Annotated in this window: 18 protein-coding genes; 12 read left to right on the forward strand and 6 right to left on the reverse strand. The window is 71.8% G+C overall.

Features of this window, described 5'->3' with window-relative positions:
* The first annotated feature begins 52 nt into the window (after nt 1-52).
* From ACFY36_RS12535 to ACFY36_RS12555, 5 genes are all read left to right on the forward strand, one after another.
* Nucleotides 53-841: an inositol monophosphatase family protein gene (locus ACFY36_RS12535; RefSeq protein WP_499746051.1), complete on the forward strand. Its 789-nt coding sequence runs from the start codon at nt 53-55 to the stop codon at nt 839-841.
* Nucleotides 842-869: 28 nt separating this feature from the next.
* Nucleotides 870-1,436 (forward strand): hypothetical protein, encoded by a 567-nt coding sequence (locus ACFY36_RS12540; RefSeq protein ID WP_499746052.1) that lies wholly within the window; start codon nt 870-872, stop codon nt 1,434-1,436.
* A gap of 8 nt (nt 1,437-1,444) precedes the next feature.
* Complete coding sequence (locus ACFY36_RS12545) at nt 1,445-1,939, forward strand: GyrI-like domain-containing protein (protein ID WP_499746053.1); 495 nt, start codon at nt 1,445-1,447, stop codon at nt 1,937-1,939.
* A gap of 90 nt (nt 1,940-2,029) precedes the next feature.
* Nucleotides 2,030-2,290, forward strand: coding sequence for a hypothetical protein (locus tag ACFY36_RS12550; protein WP_499746054.1), 261 nt, complete (start codon nt 2,030-2,032; stop codon nt 2,288-2,290).
* Nucleotides 2,291-2,363: 73 nt separating this feature from the next.
* Nucleotides 2,364-2,960 carry a GrpB family protein gene (locus tag ACFY36_RS12555; RefSeq protein ID WP_499746055.1) on the forward strand — a complete coding sequence of 199 codons (597 nt, stop codon included), beginning with the start codon at nt 2,364-2,366 and terminating at the stop codon, nt 2,958-2,960.
* A gap of 2 nt (nt 2,961-2,962) precedes the next feature.
* Here the strand turns inward: ACFY36_RS12555 and ACFY36_RS12560 are convergent, their stop codons facing one another.
* Complete coding sequence (locus tag ACFY36_RS12560) at nt 2,963-3,853, reverse strand: LysR family transcriptional regulator (protein WP_499746056.1); 891 nt, start codon at nt 3,851-3,853, stop codon at nt 2,963-2,965.
* An 85-nt stretch (nt 3,854-3,938) separates the two neighbouring features.
* On the opposite strand from ACFY36_RS12560, the gene ACFY36_RS12565 reads away from it, so the two are divergent.
* From ACFY36_RS12565 to ACFY36_RS12580, 4 genes are read left to right on the forward strand one after another with little or no spacing between them, the layout of a single operon-like run.
* Entirely contained in the window at nt 3,939-5,240 is a 1,302-nt protein-coding gene (locus tag ACFY36_RS12565; RefSeq protein ID WP_499746057.1) for an aspartate aminotransferase family protein, read from the forward strand.
* A 37-nt stretch (nt 5,241-5,277) separates the two neighbouring features.
* Entirely contained in the window at nt 5,278-6,168 is an 891-nt protein-coding gene (locus ACFY36_RS12570; protein ID WP_499746058.1) for an aminoglycoside phosphotransferase family protein, read from the forward strand.
* Nucleotides 6,169-6,187: 19 nt separating this feature from the next.
* Nucleotides 6,188-6,319: a hypothetical protein gene (locus tag ACFY36_RS12575; RefSeq protein ID WP_499746059.1), complete on the forward strand. Its 132-nt coding sequence runs from the start codon at nt 6,188-6,190 to the stop codon at nt 6,317-6,319.
* A gap of 41 nt (nt 6,320-6,360) precedes the next feature.
* A complete protein-coding gene (locus ACFY36_RS12580; RefSeq protein WP_499746060.1) occupies nt 6,361-7,230 on the forward strand; it encodes a PLAT/LH2 domain-containing protein in 870 nt (289 codons plus the stop codon).
* An 11-nt stretch (nt 7,231-7,241) separates the two neighbouring features.
* Here the strand turns inward: ACFY36_RS12580 and ACFY36_RS12585 are convergent, their stop codons facing one another.
* From ACFY36_RS12585 to ACFY36_RS12595, 3 genes are read right to left on the reverse strand one after another with little or no spacing between them, the layout of a single operon-like run.
* On the reverse strand, nt 7,242-8,021 hold the full coding sequence (locus ACFY36_RS12585) for an AfsR/SARP family transcriptional regulator (protein WP_499746061.1): 780 nt from the start codon (nt 8,019-8,021) through the stop codon (nt 7,242-7,244).
* Nucleotides 8,022-8,029: 8 nt separating this feature from the next.
* Nucleotides 8,030-9,700 carry a CHAT domain-containing protein gene (locus ACFY36_RS12590; RefSeq protein WP_499746062.1) on the reverse strand — a complete coding sequence of 557 codons (1,671 nt, stop codon included), beginning with the start codon at nt 9,698-9,700 and terminating at the stop codon, nt 8,030-8,032.
* 12 nt (nt 9,701-9,712) lie between these two features.
* Nucleotides 9,713-11,158, reverse strand: coding sequence for a trypsin-like peptidase domain-containing protein (locus tag ACFY36_RS12595; protein WP_499746063.1), 1,446 nt, complete (start codon nt 11,156-11,158; stop codon nt 9,713-9,715).
* A gap of 29 nt (nt 11,159-11,187) precedes the next feature.
* On the opposite strand from ACFY36_RS12595, the gene ACFY36_RS12600 reads away from it, so the two are divergent.
* Nucleotides 11,188-11,658, forward strand: a complete 471-nt coding sequence (locus ACFY36_RS12600) for a hypothetical protein (RefSeq protein ID WP_499746064.1) — start codon at nt 11,188-11,190, stop codon at nt 11,656-11,658.
* Between the two features lie 129 nt (nt 11,659-11,787).
* On the opposite strand, the gene ACFY36_RS12605 is transcribed toward ACFY36_RS12600, so the two are convergent.
* Both ACFY36_RS12605 and ACFY36_RS12610 read right to left on the reverse strand, forming a co-directional pair.
* Complete coding sequence (locus ACFY36_RS12605; protein ID WP_499746065.1) at nt 11,788-12,549, reverse strand: helix-turn-helix domain-containing protein; 762 nt, start codon at nt 12,547-12,549, stop codon at nt 11,788-11,790.
* 4 nt (nt 12,550-12,553) lie between these two features.
* Nucleotides 12,554-13,108 (reverse strand): carboxymuconolactone decarboxylase family protein, encoded by a 555-nt coding sequence (locus ACFY36_RS12610; RefSeq protein ID WP_499746066.1) that lies wholly within the window; start codon nt 13,106-13,108, stop codon nt 12,554-12,556.
* Nucleotides 13,109-13,181: 73 nt separating this feature from the next.
* On the opposite strand from ACFY36_RS12610, the gene ACFY36_RS12615 reads away from it, so the two are divergent.
* Both ACFY36_RS12615 and ACFY36_RS12620 read left to right on the forward strand, forming a co-directional pair.
* A complete protein-coding gene (locus ACFY36_RS12615) occupies nt 13,182-13,682 on the forward strand; it encodes a GNAT family N-acetyltransferase (protein ID WP_499746067.1) in 501 nt (166 codons plus the stop codon).
* Nucleotides 13,683-13,686: 4 nt separating this feature from the next.
* Nucleotides 13,687-16,821 carry a tetratricopeptide repeat protein gene (locus ACFY36_RS12620; RefSeq protein WP_499746068.1) on the forward strand — a complete coding sequence of 1,045 codons (3,135 nt, stop codon included), beginning with the start codon at nt 13,687-13,689 and terminating at the stop codon, nt 16,819-16,821.
* Nucleotides 16,822-16,836 lie beyond the last annotated feature (15 nt).

The following is a 16,836-nucleotide window of genomic DNA, read 5'->3' on the forward strand; positions in this document are numbered from 1 at the left end:
ACATGTCGGCGAGTCGGGGTCACGCCACGTTCGGCCCGTGCAGGATGAGAACGTGGAGACGGATCTTCAGCTGGCCCAGCGCGCCGCCCTGACCGGCGCGACGGTGGCCCTGCCACATTTCGCCGCGCTGGCCGATCTTCCGCGGGAGCTCAAGGCCGACGGCTCGGTGGTCACCGCGGCCGACCGGGCCGTCGAGGCCGCCATCCGGGAGGTGCTCGGTGAGGCCCGGCCCGGGGACGCCGTCCTGGGTGAGGAGGAGGGCCAGACCGGCGACGGCGGCCGTCGCTGGATCATCGACCCGATCGACGGCACGGCCCTGTTCGTGGCCGGCGACACCCGCTGGCTCATCCTCATCGCCCTCGAGGAGGACGGCGAGATCACCACCGCCGTCGCCGCCCATCCCGCCCAGGGCAGCCTCTGGTGGGCCGCCCGCGGCGCCGGCGCCTTCGAGGGCCGGGTGGTCGGCGGCCGCGTGGTCGCCGAGACCCGGGTCCACGTCAGCCCCGGCGGCGCCGAGACCCTGACCGGGAGCCGTTTCGCGGTCGTGCCCGAGGACTGGGCCAAGGAACTGGTGGCCCCCATCAAGGCGCTGACACCGGCCATCCCCTGGCCCGTCCACCCCGCCCTGATGATCGCCCGGGGCGACCTCGACGTGGCGGTGCAGACCGGCGGCCAGATCTGGGACTTCGCCGCCACCTCCCTGATCGTCCGGGAGGCCGGTGGCACGTACAGCGGCATCGACGGCCGCCCCACGCCCGGGCCCGGCGCTTCGGTCTACGCCCGCGGCGAAGCCCTGCGCCAGGCGGTGGTCGATCTGGCCGGCGCACCGGCCACCACCTGATCCGCCACTCATGAAAGACTTTTCTCCCATGACGACGCCGCAGCAACCGGAGGCCACGCCACCGGCGAACGCCCCGCAGCCGGAGCCTCCCTCCCCATGGGCGGCTCCCGACGGCGCGAGCGCGCCGGCCTCGTATTCCCCCGGCCTGTTCACCGACTCCCCGGCGGGCGGCACCGCGACGATCGATCCGCTCCCGCTGTACGAGCAGGAGGCGCCGCGCCGCCGCACCGGCTCCCTGCCGCTGCTGCTGACCGGCATCGCCGGCCTGGTCGTGGGCGCCCTCGCGGTCGGCGTCGTCTGGGCCGCCAGCTCATCGTTCGGCGGGGACGAGTCGAACGCGGACGCCGACGTCCAGGCTTCCTGCGCCATCCTCGACCGCCTGCCGGACACCTGGACCCGGGACACCTTCGACCTGGCCAACACCAACCGCCTGGCCGCCGCCTACGCCCTGGCCGCCTCGGCCGCCAAGGACGACAGCCGCTATCAGGCCCTGGCCCAGGCCGGGCAGAACGCCCACCAGGCCTCGCTGACATTCCAGTTCGACCTGCTGTCGATCCGCGTGCAGGACGCCCGGAACGAGTGCGACAAGCTTTAATCACCGGCATGGATATCCTGTCCGGCCCGGCGATCACCGACCGGCCCGAGCGCCACACCGTCGGCATCCGTGTCACCACCCCGTTCCGGGGCATGTTCGCGGTCCGCGACGAATTGATGCGGGAGTTGTACGCCTGGCTGGACGCCCACGACGCCGGCCACAGCGTCACCTTCTTCCGCCTGCACGTCATCGACATGAACGGCGACATGCAGGTCGAGGTCGGCGTGGTCACTCCCACCCCGGTCGACCCGGCCTCCCCGCGGATCACCGCCGGCGTGCTGCCCGCCGGCCGCTACGCCACCATGACGTACGTCGGCCACGGCCGCCGCGCCAACGGCGCGCTGATCGACTGGGTCCACGCCGGCCCTGAGTCCTTCGACTGCGAGGAGGATCCGGCCGGCGACCGGTTCGCGTGCCGCTACGAGGCCTACCTGACCGATCCCCGCACCGAGCGCATGAAGACCAGGTGGCAGATCGAACTCGCCATCCGCCTGCGTGACTGACCATCGGCCTGGGCCCCAGAGGGGCGAGAGCGGTTCCCGAACGTAAAACCGGCGAAGTTCGGATCCCACCTCGATCGGGCGGAAGAGCGCGTGAAGGCATCGGCACAGTTCCATGACCGGGCACCGTCCGCGGCAGCCGCCGCACCGGCCAGCGGCTTACATACCGAGGACGAAGAATCTGGCGCCGTCCTGGAAGTTGTGCGCTACTTCAACGAGCAGGAGGCCGAGCAGCGCGATCGCAGCAGCGCCGCCGGTAAGGCCGCAAACATGTTCGGCTGGCATCTCGACCGTGAGGTTCTGAACTTTCTCAGGCTACGGGAGCGGTCCTGGACGTCGACGAGTACGACATGACCCCGGACTGAACCTCAAACCCCATCGACGCATGTCGTATGCTGGCCGACTTTGATCGTCACGGGAGGTTGAGTTGGCCGAGTATCCGCAGGACGTCAGGCAGCGCTTCGACGGCACCCCCGAACAGAACGCGACCGCCCTGGTTCGCGAGCCACCGAACGGCTGGCGGACCGTTGTCATCGCCGACTACGACCCGGCCTGGGCCGGCCGGTACGCCGCGGCCCGGTCGGCGCTCCACGAGGTGCTGGGTGACGCGATCCTCGCTGTCGAGCACGTCGGGTCCACGTCGGTTCCGGGCCTCGCGGCCAAGCCGATCGTGGACATCGATCTCACCATCGCCGACACCGCCGACGAGTCCCGGTACGTGCCCGCGCTCGAGGCAGCCGGCTACTGGCTCATCCTCCGCGAGCCGTGGTGGCACGGGCACCGCATGTTCGTCGACACCGGCGAAGATCTGCACCTGCACGTGTGGCCGCCCGGGGCGCCCGAGACGGTCCGGCACCGGCTCTTCCGCGACTGGCTGCGCACCCATCCCGAGGACCGGGATCTCTACGCCTCGACCAAGCGCCGTCTGGCCCGCGAGACCGGTGCGGGCCGCCGGGACTACACGATGGCCAAGAGCGACGTCATCGACGAGATCTTCGCGCGGATCTTCGCGGCCGGCGGCTGAGATCAGGCCCGGGTGGTGCGCAGTGCCGTCAGGACCGCCGTGATCTCGGGGCGCGGGGCGGCCGGGCGGCGGACCGCGGCCGTGATCCGGCGGGTGACCGGCGGGGACAGCGGCCGGGTGGCCACCCGGTAGCGGGGGTCGATCGCCAGGCGGGGCAGCAGGGCGATCGAGCCGCCGTTCTCCACGTGGTGCAGCGCCAGCATGTAGTTGTTGAAGCGGCAGATCACCGTGGGCTCGAAGCCGGCCTCGCGGCACAGGCGGGTGGCCAGTTCGGACATGTAGGAGCCGGACACGTCGAACGTCCAGCGCTGGTCGGCGCACGCGGTCAGCGGGACCGCGTCGTGTGCGGCCAGCGGGTGCGACGCGGGCAGCACCAGCACCACCTCGTCGGCGCCGATCGGGACCAGGTCGATGGCCGGGTCCAGGGAATGGCCGACGAAGTCGGTGGTCGTGATGATGACGTCGGCGTCGCCCCGGCGCAGGGCGGGCATGCTCTCGTGCGGTTCCAGCTCGAGCAGCACCACCGTCACGTCGGGGTGGCGCGCGGCCAGCAGCTCGACGGCCGGGGAGGCCAGGGCGTGGACCGCGCTCTGGAACGCGGCCAGCGTCACCGTGCCGGCCGGCTCGTCGGCCAGGCCGCGCAACTCGGCCTCGGCCCCGTCCATCAGGGCCAGGATCTCCCGGGCCCGGCCGGCCAGCAGCACCCCGGCCGCGGTGAGCCGCACCCGCCGGCCGGTGCGCTCGATGAGGGCGGTGCCGGTCTCCCGTTCCAGGGTCGCCAGCTGCTGCGAGACCGCGGACGGACTCAGGTTGCCTCGCTGCGCCACGGCGCGCACCGTGCCGTACACCGAAAGCTCGGTCAGGAGGCGCAGCCTCCAGGGGTTGAGCGTCACAACCGGTCACTGTACGGCTGTGCTTAACAGCGACGGCGAAAATGTGAAATGGACGCGGCCACCGCGGGATGGCAGCGTCGGGGACATGGACGACTTCTGGGGAGACGCCGAGCGGCATCTGATCCGCTACAACGGCGCGGGACGGTTCGTGCCGGAGATCATCGAGCGGGCCGAAGGCAGCTTCGTGTACACCGCCGAGGGCCGGCGGCTGCTCGATTTCACCTCGGGGCAGATGAGCGCCATCCTCGGCCATTCCCACCCGGCCGTGGTCGCCACCGTCCAGCGTCAGGCGGCCACGCTCGACCACCTGTTCAGCGGCATGCTCAGCCGCCCGGTGGTCGACCTGGCCCGCGAGCTGGCCGCCACGCTGCCCGATCCGCTGCGCAAGGTGCTGCTGCTGACCACCGGGGCCGAGTCGAACGAGGCCGCGATCCGGATGGCCAAGCTGGTCACCGGCCGCCACGAGATCATCTCGTTCGCCCGGTCCTGGCACGGCATGACCCACGCGGCCGCCGCCGCCACCTACAGTTCGGGCCGCAAGGGGTACGGCCCGGCCGCGCCCGGCAACTTCGCCATCCCCACGCCCAACGCGTACCGCCCCGACTTCACGACACCGGACGGCGAGCTGGACTGGCGCCGGCAGCTGGAGTTCTCCTTCGAGATGTTCGACGCGCAGTCGGTGGGCAGCCTGGCCGCCTGCATCGTCGAGCCGATCCTGAGCTCCGGCGGCGTCATCGACCTGCCGCCGGGCTATCTGGCCGCGCTGCGCGACAAGGTCCACGAGCGGGGCGGCCTGCTCATCCTGGACGAGGCGCAGACCGGGCTGTGCCGCACCGGCGACTGGTACGCGTTCGAGCGCGACGGCGTCGTCCCGGACATCCTGACCCTGTCCAAGACGCTCGGCGCCGGCCTGCCGCTGGCCGCCGTCGTGACCACCGACGAGATCGAGGGGACCGCCCACGAGCGCGGGTTCCTGTTCTTCACCACGCACGTCTCGGATCCGCTCGTCGCCGCCGTGGGCACCACGGTCCTGGACGTGCTGAGGAGTGAGGCTCTCGATCGCCGGGCGGCGGAGCTGGGGACGTACCTCAGCAAGGGTTTGAACGAATTGAAGGAACGCCACGAGGTCATCGGCGACGTGCGCGGGCGCGGCCTGCTCGCCGGCCTCGAACTGGTCGCCGACCGGGAGACGAAGAAGCCGGCGGACGAGCTGGGCCAGGCCGTGACGCGGCGCTGCCTCGAGCTGGGCCTGCACATGAACGTGGTGCAGCTGCCCGGCATGGGCGGCGTGTTCCGGATCGCGCCCGCGCTGACCGCGACGACGGGCGAGCTCGATCTCGGCCTGGAGATCCTGGACCGGGCGATCACCGACGAGACGGAAAATTAGGTAGCCGTCCTCCCCCGCCGGCGGAGAAGATCTTCGGATGCCACTGCACGCGGACGAGATCGTGATCGACGCGGAGATCGTCCGTACGCTCCTGCGGGAACAGTGTCCGCGGTGGGCTTCCCTGCCGCTGTCCCCCGCCGGCGGCGGCACCGAGAACACGATGTACCGCCTGGGTGACGAGCTCCTGGTGCGCCTGCCGCGCAGCGTCTCCCGGGCCGCGCCCCTGCTGACCGAGCAACAGTGGCTGCCGCGGCTGGCCCCGCTGCTGCCGCTGCCCATCCCGGCGCCCTTGTTCGCGGGCCGGCCCTCCGCCGCCTATCCGGCCGCGTGGTCCGTGCTGCGCTGGATCGACGGCTCCCCGCCGTCCGGCGACACCGATGGGCCGGCTCTGGGCCGTGACCTGTTCGGATTCGTGGCGGCTCTGCAGAGCATCGATCCCGGAGGCGCCACGGTCCCGCGGTGGTACCGGGGCGGCGAGCTGGCCCCGTGCGACGAGGACGCCCGCAAGGCCCTCGCCGCCTGCCGCCCGCTGATCGGCGACACCGTCGACGTCGACCTGCTGGAAGAGTTGTGGTCGGCCGCGCTGCCCCTTCCCCGGGCCAGTTCGTCCGAGGTCTGGCTGCACACCGACCTCAAACCCTCGAACCTTCTCGTACAGAACGGGCGCCTGTCGGCGGTCATCGACTTCGGCGGGCTGACGATCGGCTTCCCGGACGCCGAACACGCCCCGGTCTGGGACCTGCCGCCGTCCGCCCGCGAGGCCTACTGGAACGCCGCCGATCTGGACGACGCGACGTGGCGGCGAGCGCGGGCCTGGGCCGTTTTCATCGGCGCCAGCGGCATCCCGTACTACTGGGACACCTACCCTGACTTCGTCGCCGAGTGCCGGGCCCGCCTGGAAGCGATCGCCTCGGCCTCATCGCTCTGACGGAATTCCGGCTGCTCCCATGGAGCGACGTCGACCCGCCGGCGCCGGCGGCCTGGTCCGCCTCGTGCCCGGCGTCGCCGCGGCCACCCACCGCCGGGCCGTCTCGTGTGGCGGCCATGTGGCCCGGATGTGGCGCTTCCCCGAACGCTGATTCTCGACCGCCGGAAGTTCCGGCGAGCGAGGAGACACGACATGACCAGCTACGAGATCGTGGTGCGTACCGGCACCGAGAGTGGCGCCGGAACGGACGCGGATGTTTTCCTGACCCTGTACGGGGAGCGGGGTATCGCACACCAGGTCCAGCTCGGCGACGAGAACGACAACTTCGAGGCCGGCGCGATCGACCGGTTCTACCCCGAGCTCGAGGACATCGGCAACCTGCGGGCCGCCCGGCTGCAGCACGACAACAGTGGTAGCCGGCCCGGCTGGTTCGTCGACCAGATCGTGGTGACCAAGCAGACGCCGCCGATCACGCAATGGGTGTTCCCCGTGCACGCCTGGCTGGCCGCGGACGAGCCTGGGGGCACCGAACGGATGCTGTTCCCGGCCACCGACGGTGGCCGCGTCATCGCCCGGCCGGAACGCCGGGCGGCCGCGGCGGAGATCGACCTCATGGGCAACTGGGAGTCGGTCGCCAAGGAGCTGGAGACGCGGGTCGGCGGCGCCGTCGCCGACCCGGCCTTCCTGAGCACGGCCGCGCTGGCCAACTCGACCGCGTCCGCCACCGCGTTCTTCGGCGTGGCCCCGGACGTCGCGGCCGGCGACCGCGGCCTGTCGGCGCAGGCCCGCGGCGGCACCGTGGTCCGCGCCTACTGGTGGGGGTTCCACGTGCAGTTCAGCCATGAGGATCTGGTCACGATCCTCGACTCGGCCGACATGGTGAACACGACGGTGGCGGTGATCGGAGGCAACATTCCGAGCCCGGCCGCGCCGTGGATCAAGATGCTGGCGCCGTTCGTCGCGGCCCTGCACGACGGGCTCCGCTCCCTGGACCACGGCAACGGCATCTACGTGAGCATGAGCTGGTTCGCGCCGGGCGTCTTCGTCCCGACCACCGTCTGACCCGGGATCTCTCAGGCCGAACGAACCGGCTCGCCGCGCAGGATGGCCTCGTACAGGCGGCGCACCTCGGCGCCGGGCTCGACACCGAGCTCGGCGCCGAGCGTGTGCCGCAGCCGGTGGTAGGCGTGCAGGGCGTCCGCTGGCTCGCCCGCCTCGTACAGTGCCCGCAGCAGCAGCCCGTGCACTCCCTCCCGGCGCGGATGCTCGACGACGAGCTGGCGAAGGTCGGCCACGACGCTCTCCGGTTCCCCGGCCGCGCAGGCCGCGCCGACCAGATCGGCGTAGGCGCGGAGCCGGATCTCCTCGAACCGGCAGGCGATCCCCTCGGCCACGACCGACCGGTCCCGCATCGCCGCCGTGAGGGGCGGGCCCAGCCAGAGTTCCATGGCGGCCCGCAGCACCCGCACCGCCCGCTCCGGATCGGCCGGCCGTTCCCGCCCGGCCCGCAACGCCCGGCCGTGTGCCGCGAGGTCCGCGAAGCGGGTCAGGTCGCACTCGTCCGCGCCGACGGCGAGGCGGTACGTCCCGCCGGCGTACCGCAGAAGCTCCTCGCCATGACGGGTGGCCCGCGTCAGTACGGCGCGGACCCGTGACGCGTACGTCTGAAGGTTCGCCGTCACGGACCGCGGCGGCCTCTCGCCCCACAACACGTCGATGATCGTGTCGACGCCGACCGGCCGGCCCTGCCCGGCGGCGAGCAGGCGCAGCAGCTCACCCGGCTTGCCGCGCACGGCCGAGGCCGATCCCGCGTCGTCACGGACGCGCACTTCGCCCAGGATCTCGACACGCATGCCGCCCATCAGTCCGCCCTGACCTCCGTGGTGAACTCGCCCGTGCTGTCCCGGGCGTCGAGGTCGTTCGCGCCGAGGTAGAGCTCGCCCCCGCCGGGGGCACGCAGCTCGGCGCCGGCGCCGATCTCGAAGGGCGCCGCGGCACCGATCCGGCCGATCAGCGCGCCGTAGTTCGACGAGGACAACAACCGCAGACCGGGGTACGCCTCGCCGGCCAGCCCCTCCGGCCCCGCGCCGATGCCGGGCCGCGGGCTGATCCGGCCGGAGGCGGTGATCCGGAAGCGCTGGCCGGGCTGGAGCACGACACCGGTCTCCGTCCAGGTGACGTTGGCCGGCACCGCCACCGACCGGCCGGTGCCGCCGGGCCCGGAGGGAAGGGCGAACGCGACGCCGGCCACCGCCACCGCGAGACCGCCGCAGGCGAGCGCCCACCAGCGGCGAGCGGGCTTACGGCGGGCGGGCGTGGGCGCGGACGGGGGTGCCGGCGCCGGTGCCCGCCGCGGCGGCGCGGGTGACGGGGCCGGCCGCGCGGGCGCGGGTGACGGTCCGGGCCGGGCCGGCGCCTCGGCACTGGCCGGGACCTCGAACACCTGCCCGTCCCGCTGCCGCAGGAAGAGCACCGGCGTGCCCCACTCCAGGGTGTCCGGGAAGGCCAGGCTCAGCTCCAGCCGGGCGTTGCGCACGGCCACGTCGAGCGGCAGACCGGACGCGACCCCGGCGTAGAAGGACCGCGTGAACTCGACCGCCGCGCGGTCGGAGATGTCGAACTGCATCGCCAGCACCGCGGGCACACCGCGCCGGATCAGGGTCGTGGCGGTGCTGGAGAACGGGTCGTCCGAGCTGCCCGTGGCCGACTCGCACGAGTTGAGCACGATCAGGCCCAGCGACGGGTGCAGCGCGGCGATCTGCGCGAGCCGGCTGGCCCGCAGCGGATAGCTGGCGCCGCTCTCGGTGGCCAGGAAGAACACGCCCTCGCCGTGTCCCTCGTCGTACGCACCGTGCCCGACCAGGTGCAGAACGTGCCACTGCCGCCGTCCGAGCGCGTTCAGCAGGTCGCGCCAGGTCTCCCCGGTCGCCCAGTCCAGCGTGACCCGGCCGCGGCGGCCCAGCCCGCTGATCGCCGCCTCCAGGTTGGCCCGTTCCGCCGCGGCGTCGATCTCGTCGAGGGTGCGCGGGCGGGCGCTGAGCGCGACCACCCGCAACGGCGGCTCGACCCGCAACGGCCGCACCGGGTCCATGATCTCGGGATACCGCACCAGCGGCATGCTCAGCCCGAGGTAGTCGTCGCGGCGCTGGTCGTACAGGAACTCCCAGGGCAGCGCGGCCAGCTCCGGCGGCCGCAGGCGGAGCACCAGCCGGACCCGGCTGCCGCGCAGCGCCGCCTGCTGGCGGGTGGTGTCGAACAGTGTCCGCACGTCGCCGGTGAACAGCAGGTCGAACAGCGCCGTGCCCAGCTCCTGCGCCGCCTTCTCGTCCCGGGCCGCGACCCGGCGGGTCGAGGCGGCCGACGACAGCAGCGCCACGTGCAGCCGGCCCAGCCGGCGTTCCAGGGCGCGGTCCTGCGGGTCCCACCCGATGTCGACGGCACACTCGCCGCCGACACCGGAACGTCCCAGGATCCGGAAGCCGCCGGCGATGGCGTCGACGTCCACTTCCAGTTCGATGCTCGGTTCAGTCATGACCGTCGTCCGTCAGTGGAAGGGCGCCGGCGTGACGCCGCCGGTGGCCGGGTCGGCGGGCTCGGCGCCGGTGAGGCCGGCACCGCAGGAGGAGCAGAAAAGAGCTTCCGGCCCGTGCGGGCTGCCGCAGCGCGGGCACCGTCCCCGGTCCGGGATCACCACGCGCCCGATGACCGCCGTGTCCGCCGGCAGGGCGCCGCGGTAGATCTGCGGGCCGCGGTGCCGGCCGGCCCGGCGGCGCCGCAGCAGGAGCAGCGTCGCGACCACGGCGGCGGCCAGCAGCGCCGCGGCGGCGCCTCCGATGATCAACATGCGGGATCGGCCGGGCGGCTCCGCGGCGGCGGCCGCGGGCTTCGGCTGATCGCCGTTGCGCTGCCGGTAGTCGATCGCCTGCTTGCGCTTCTGCGACGCCAGCGAGTGCGCCGGCATCATCGCGAGCACCTGGTCGAACTTGGCGATCGCGTCGGTGTAGTAGCCGCGGTAGAAGTCGTCCAGCCCCTGCCGGTACGTGACGTCGAGCGGACCGAGTTCACCGCGGACCTGATGCTTCGCGAGCAGGTCGCGGATCACGTCGGCGGCCACGATGAAGTTGGACTCACCCACGACCTCGAAGCTCGCCGTGCCGACGACCTGTCCGTCCAGGTTCGTCGCCGGGCCGCCGCTCTGCCCCTGGGTCACCTTCGCGCTGACCTCGTAGAAACGGTTGCCCGGTCCCTGTATGCCCCGGGAGTCGATGCTGCTGATCTCGCCGCTACGGCTGGAGAGCGAAATCTTCTCACCCCTGGCCATGGAGAACGGATAGCCGATGACCAGCACCTCCTGGCCGGGCTGGACCTGCTGGTCCGCGGCCAGCTGGGCCACCGGCAGGGTGGACGGCTCCAGCTTGAGCAGTGCGACGTCGCCCTTGGCGAACGGAAGCGACTCGAGCACCCGCGCGTCGGCGCCGCCCTTCGGGTCCCGCTCCGCCGGCCAGGTGGCGATGCCGCCGCCCACCTGAACCTGCACCTCGGGCACCGGCTCGGCCGAGGAGTCGTGCTCCGTGATCCGGGCGCTGCCGTTCGCCGCCCTCTCGATCGCCAGGTCCCGCAACGAGGCGGCGAGCTCGTCCTGCTCGATCAGCACGTCGACGGCGCTCTCGATGGCATAGTCCCGGGCATCCTCCGGGCTCGTGCAGTGGCCCGCGGTCACCACGTATCCGGTGCTGTTGACGATGAACCCGGAGCAGGCTCCGGTGTACGACACCGGGACCGTCCAGTCGAAAAGATGCACGTCGAGGTCCCAGTCGGAGCGGACCATGACGGTGGCCGGCTGCACCAGCTCGATAGCCCGCAGTTGCGGTGTCACCGGCGGCAGCGGGCCGCCCGGGCCGGGCGGGGAGGGCGCGCCGGCCGCGGGCACGGCCGTGGCGAGCAGAACCGCGGACGCCGCGAGCGCCGATAATGGACGGGACATGGTCATCGGATTTCTCCTTCAGTGAGGTGATCGCGATGCGAGGGGAACGGGAACTGCCGGCCGACCTGCTGGTCGATCCGGGCGTGCCGGCGGCCGACGCCGATCTGCTGTCGGACGCGCTGGCCGCCTGCGGCGTGGCCGCGCGGGCGAAGGTGCTGTCGCCCCGGCGCGCCGGCGAGCAGCTCGGCTGGCTGGTGCTGCTGGCCCTGCCGTTGCAGGCGTTCCTGACCACGGCCGGGGAGACAGCCGCCCGGGACGCCTACGCCGGCCTGCGGCGGGCGATCGGCCGGGTCCTCGGCCGCCCACCGGGCGATCCGGCCGGGGCCGGGCGCCCGATGGTGCTGCAGGACGAGGAGACCGGCCTGCGGATCGTGCTGTCGGCGGACCTGCCCGCAGAGGCGTATCGCGAGCTGGTGGAGCTGCGGCTCGCCGATTACCGGGAGGGCCCGCTGCACTACGACCGGCATGAGCGCCGGTGGCGGTCCGTTCCGGACGAGATCCGATGACATCCGCCGACCCCTCCGCCGTGGACGTGACAGCGCGTCGACAGTCGAGCGCTCATCACACGGTCGGGGGACGGGCCCGCGGCCCGCGCCGGGGAACTCCCTGGGCTTGCGGCCCGTGTCGCCGGCCCGTCAGTCCCCGGCGGGGAAGAAGCACTCGACGCGGAGCTCCTGGGCGGTCACGTCCTGCGGCGTGCCGAGTGTGGTCACGGTGGAGAAGTAGCTCCACCGGCGGCTGTCGCGGGCGAAACGGACGGGCACGACGGGCAGCAGCGGAACCAGCGGGTCGGTGTCCGTGAGCGAGTCGGGGACGCCGGGATAGGCGAGCACCTCGGTCAGGATCCGCTGGGCGCGCTCGTCGGCCGCGCCGCCGACGGCCTCCCGGCGCACGCGCCGTATCAGCGCCCGGGCCACCTCGGGCCAGTTGGTGACGTGGCGCCGCACCCCGTCGGGGTGGAACATCAGGCGCAGCACGTTGGGCGGGCCGGGGATCGGCTCGTGCCCGGCCAGGAGCAATCCGAAGAAGCGCTCGGCGGCCCGGTTGGTGTTCCGGACGGCCCAGTCGCGGTCCAGAACCACGGCCGGATGGGGTTCCTGCTGCGCCAGTATCGCGTCGATCGCGCCTCGCACGGCGGTCAGCGTGGGCGCGTCGAGGACGGACTCCCGATATTCCGGGGCGAAGCCGGCCGCGAGCAGCAGGGTGTTCCGTTCGCGCAGGGGCACGTCGAGGACCTCGGCCAGCCGCAGCACCATGGTGCGGCTGGGCCGGGACCGGCCGGTCTCGATGAAGCACAGGTGCCGGATGGAGACGGCGGCCTCGGCGGCGAGCCCCAGTTGACTCAGCCGCCGGGCCTTGCGCCACCGTTGGACGAGGGCGCCGATGTCACCGCTCATCCGGTCAGTATCCGCCGTTCCAGGCCTGCGCCTGGAACGGCGAGTCCAGCGGTGGGTCGGCGATGTTGCCGGTGTAGTTGGCCATCGTGGACACGGCCAGGCCGGTGACCACGTCGAGCAGGCGCCCCTGGTCGAAGCCGCCGGCCGTGAAGGTTTTGACGTCGGCCTCGTCGAGGTGCCCGCGCTTGTCGATCAGCGCCCGTGTCGTCGCCGAGAGGGCGGCCAGTCGTGGATCGTCCGGGAGCTCGCCGCGGCGTACGGCCGCAATCGCTGTTGGAGAAGCGCCCTCGGCCAGCGCCGCCGTGGAGTGGAAGGCGACCGCCCAGGCGCAGCGGTTGGTGACAGCGTTGGTCAGCAGCAGAACCTGCCGTTCCACCCCGGTGAAACCGGTGCCGGCGAACTGCCCGAACGCCACGACGAACGCGGAGATCAGCGAGGGCGATCCGGCCATGGTGGCCGCCAGGTTCGGAACGAGGCCGAGCGCCCCCTTCAGCGTCTCCAGGGCCGCCCGCGACCCTTCGGGCGCCGTCTCGACTGTGTGGATCGGAAATGTCGTCATGTCGCCGAGACTGCCGCCCCGGCCGAGCCGAACCAATTCCCTGACAGGTAAACGAGCTGGAACCATGGTGCGTATGACCGTCACCGTGCGACCGGCCGGCCCGGACGACCGCGACCTCGTCACCGGCCTGCTCACCCGTTCCTGGGGCACACCGATCGTGGTGGCGCACGGCGTCCGCTACGACGCGTCGGCCCTGCCCGCCCTGATCGCGTGGCGTGACGGCGAACCGGCCGGCCTGCTCACCTACCGCCTCGGCCCCGACGGCCTGGAGATCGTCACCTTCGACGCTCTCACCCGTCACCAGGGAGTGGGCACCGCCCTGCTGGACGCCGTGGTCGAGCTGGCCCGCGACCATCACGCCACACGCGTCTGGCTGATCACCACGAACGACAACCTGGACGCGTTGCGCTTCTACCAGCGCCGGGGCCTGCGCATCACCGGCGTCTCCCCCGGCGCCGCCGACGAGGCGCGCCGCCTCAAGCCGTCCATCTCCCTGACCGGCGACTACGGCATCGAGATCCACGACGAGCTCATTCTGTCCCTTACTTTGAGTGGGGTTCCCTTGACAGAATGACGTCGTGCCGGAGTCGATCCAGTCGATCCGCCGCCGTCGCCGCGGCGCTGCCTTTGTGGGCCGCGGCGCTCAGCTCGCCCACTTCCGCACGAACTTGGAGCTCCCGGAGACCGACCCCGGCAAATACTTCGTTTTCAACGTCCATGGCGAGGGCGGCGTCGGCAAGTCCACTCTGATCGAGCGCTGGCGCCAGATGGCTCGCGATCTGGGCGCCGTCGTGGCGTTGGTCGACGAACACGTTTTCGACACTCCTGAGGCGATGTCCGCCATCATGGACCAGCTCTCGTCCCCCACCGAGACGAAGGACTTTCGCGCCAAGTACGCGGACTTCCTCAAGAGCCGCGAACGCCTGGAAAGCGACCCCCAGGCCCCGCGGGAACTGTGGAGCCAGGTCGTCCGCACCGGTGTCAAGGCCGGTCTGCACGCCTCGAAGGCTCTCCCCGGTGCCGCACCCATCGTCGACCTGGTCGACGGCGAGAGCGCCGCCGACGCCGTGGACCGCGCCCGCCAGTACGTCGTCGGCAAGATCCGCGACTTCCGAGAGGCCAAGCTCCTCCTGTCCCCCGCGCAGGAGCTGAGCCCCACCTTCATGGAGGCTCTCGGCCGCATCGCCATCCAGCGGCGGGTCGTCCTCTTCTTCGACACTTTCGAGCAGACCGGCGTCTTCCTCGAGGACTGGTTGCTGGACGTCATGCTGGGAGCGCACGGCGACCTACCCAGCACCGTCACGCTCGTGATAGCCGGACGGCATCCCCTCGACGCCAATGCCTGGTCGGAGCTGCTCGACCTGGTCGCTGCGGTGCCCCTCAACCCGTTCACCGACGCCGAGGCCCGCCAGTTGCTGGGGGCGCAGGGCATCACCGATCCGCACACGATCGAAACCATCCTCGCGCTCTCCGGCGGCCTTCCCCTGCTGACCGACATGCTCGCCAAGGGGCGCCCGGCGAGCTCGGCCGACGTCGGCGACCCCACCGGCACCGCGGTGGAGCGCTTCCTCAAGTGGGAGACCGACCCGGCCCGGCGCGGCGCCGCCCTGGCCGGCGCGCTGCCCCGCCTGATCGACGACGACCTGCTCGCGGCGGCCATGGACGACGCCGGCGTGCCGGGCCTCTTCGACTGGCTGGCCGACCAGGCCTTCGTCCGCCTGCACACCGACCGCTACCGCTATCACGACGTCGTACGCCACCCGATGATCCGCTGGCAGCGCCAGCGCTCCCCGCAGCGTTGGCGCGAGGCCCACGTCCGCCTGGCCGACGTCTACCGCGACCGGCGCACGCGGGTGGACAGCGAGCCCGAATGGCTGAGCAGCGCCTGGCAGGAATGCCACGCTGAGCTCACCTACCACGAGCTGTGCGCCCAGTCGGCCTCTTTGGAATCCGCGCTGGCCGACGGGGTGAACGCCGCCGTCGCCGGGATATCGGTCGCACGCCGCTACGCGGAGGCGCTCGCCGATGCGGGCCGGGATGCCGAATGGCCGGCCCTTCGGGCCGCCGGCACCGCGCTGCTCGAAGCGGCCGACACCGACGCGGACGACTGCGCCCAGTTCCTGACGGTCTTGCTGAGCTGCGACGCGCTGGGCCAGTCTGGCATGGCGTCCGCCTTCGCGGAAAGGGCACGGATCCGTTATTGGGCCGACCGGCCGGCTGAGGCTGTCCACGACGCGACCGAAGCGATCCGGTACGATCCCGGCCTGGCGAAAGCCTATGCGTTGCGCGGCTCGGCTCGGGGGTATCTCGGCGAGTTCGAGGAGGCGCTGGCCGACCTCGAGGAGGCGGTGGCCAGGGGTGCGGACGGCGACTCGACAGCGGGCCAGCGCGGTGAGGTGTTCCGGTTGATGGGCCGCCACGAGGAGGCACTGAGCAATCTCGGCCTGGCCATCGCGAGTGATCCCACCAACTCATGGCTCATCGCCGGCCGGGGCCTCGTTCACGCCCAGATGGGCCGTTACGAGGCAGCGCTCGCCGATTTCGACCGCGCCATCGAGATCAGTCCGGATTACACATGGGCGCTCGGCTACCGCGGCGCCACCTATCGCCTGGCCGGGAGATACGACGAGGCACTCGCCGACCTCGACCAGGCCGTCGCCGGCGACCCGGCGTCGAGTTGGGTGATCGCCGAACGCGGCGAGACGTACCGGAGCATGGAACTCGTCGACGAGGCGCTCGCCGACCTCACCCGCGCGATCGAGATGGAGCCGGCCTTCCAGTGGGCGCTCGACCGGCGGGCCGAGACGTACAAGGCAGCCGATCGGCACGATGACGCGATCGCCGACTTCACCCGCACGATCGAGCTCGACCCCGCCTACGCCTGGGCCCTCGCCGAACGCGGCGAGCAATTTCGCGTGCTGAAGCGGTACGACGAGGCCATCGCCGACTTCACTCGTGCCATCGAACTCGACCCGGGATACGCGTGGGCCATCGGCAGTCGCGGTCAGGCCTACGCCGCGTCGAGGCACTACGACGAGGCGGTCGCCGACCTCGACCGCGCCATCGAGCTCGAGCCCTCGTACACCTGGGCCGTGGCCGAACGCGGGGAGACGTATCGATTGATGAGACGCTTCGACGAGGCGCTCGCCGATTTCACCCGCGCCATCGAACTCGATCCGGAGTACGACTGGGCGTTCGGTCAGCGCGCTCAGACCTTGCGGGAGATGAAGCGCTTCGACGAGGCGCTCGCCAGTCTCGCGTCCCGCTTGGAGCAGGAGCCTCCGCCGGCCCAGGTCCTCGCCGAGCGCGGCGAGATACACCGCCACATGAAGCGTTACGGCGAAGCCCTCGCCGACTTCGACCGTGCGATCGAGCTCGATCCGGCCGGCGACTGGGCCTTCGCGCAGCGCGGGGAGCTGCGGCGCCAGCTCAAGCAGTACGACGCGGCGCTCGCCGATCTTGACCACGCCATCGGGCTGGACGCCGACGACGCCGAATACCTTGTCCTGCGTGGTCTGGTGAAACGCGACCGCGGCCGGCACCTCGACGCCGAGGCGGACTTCGGCCGGGCGGCTCGGCTCGATCCTCTGATGACGTGGACGATCGACGACGATCTGATCGAGTTCAGATATTCGCCCGCGCAGGATAGCGAGCGAAGGCAAGAAACGATCGCCGAAAGCGCCCCTCAATCGCCTTCCGGACAAATTCAATGAGCATATTTACCAGTT

Source organism: Actinoplanes sp. NPDC000266 (genome assembly GCF_042899005.1).
Classification (GTDB): Bacteria; Actinomycetota; Actinomycetes; order Mycobacteriales; family Micromonosporaceae; genus Actinoplanes.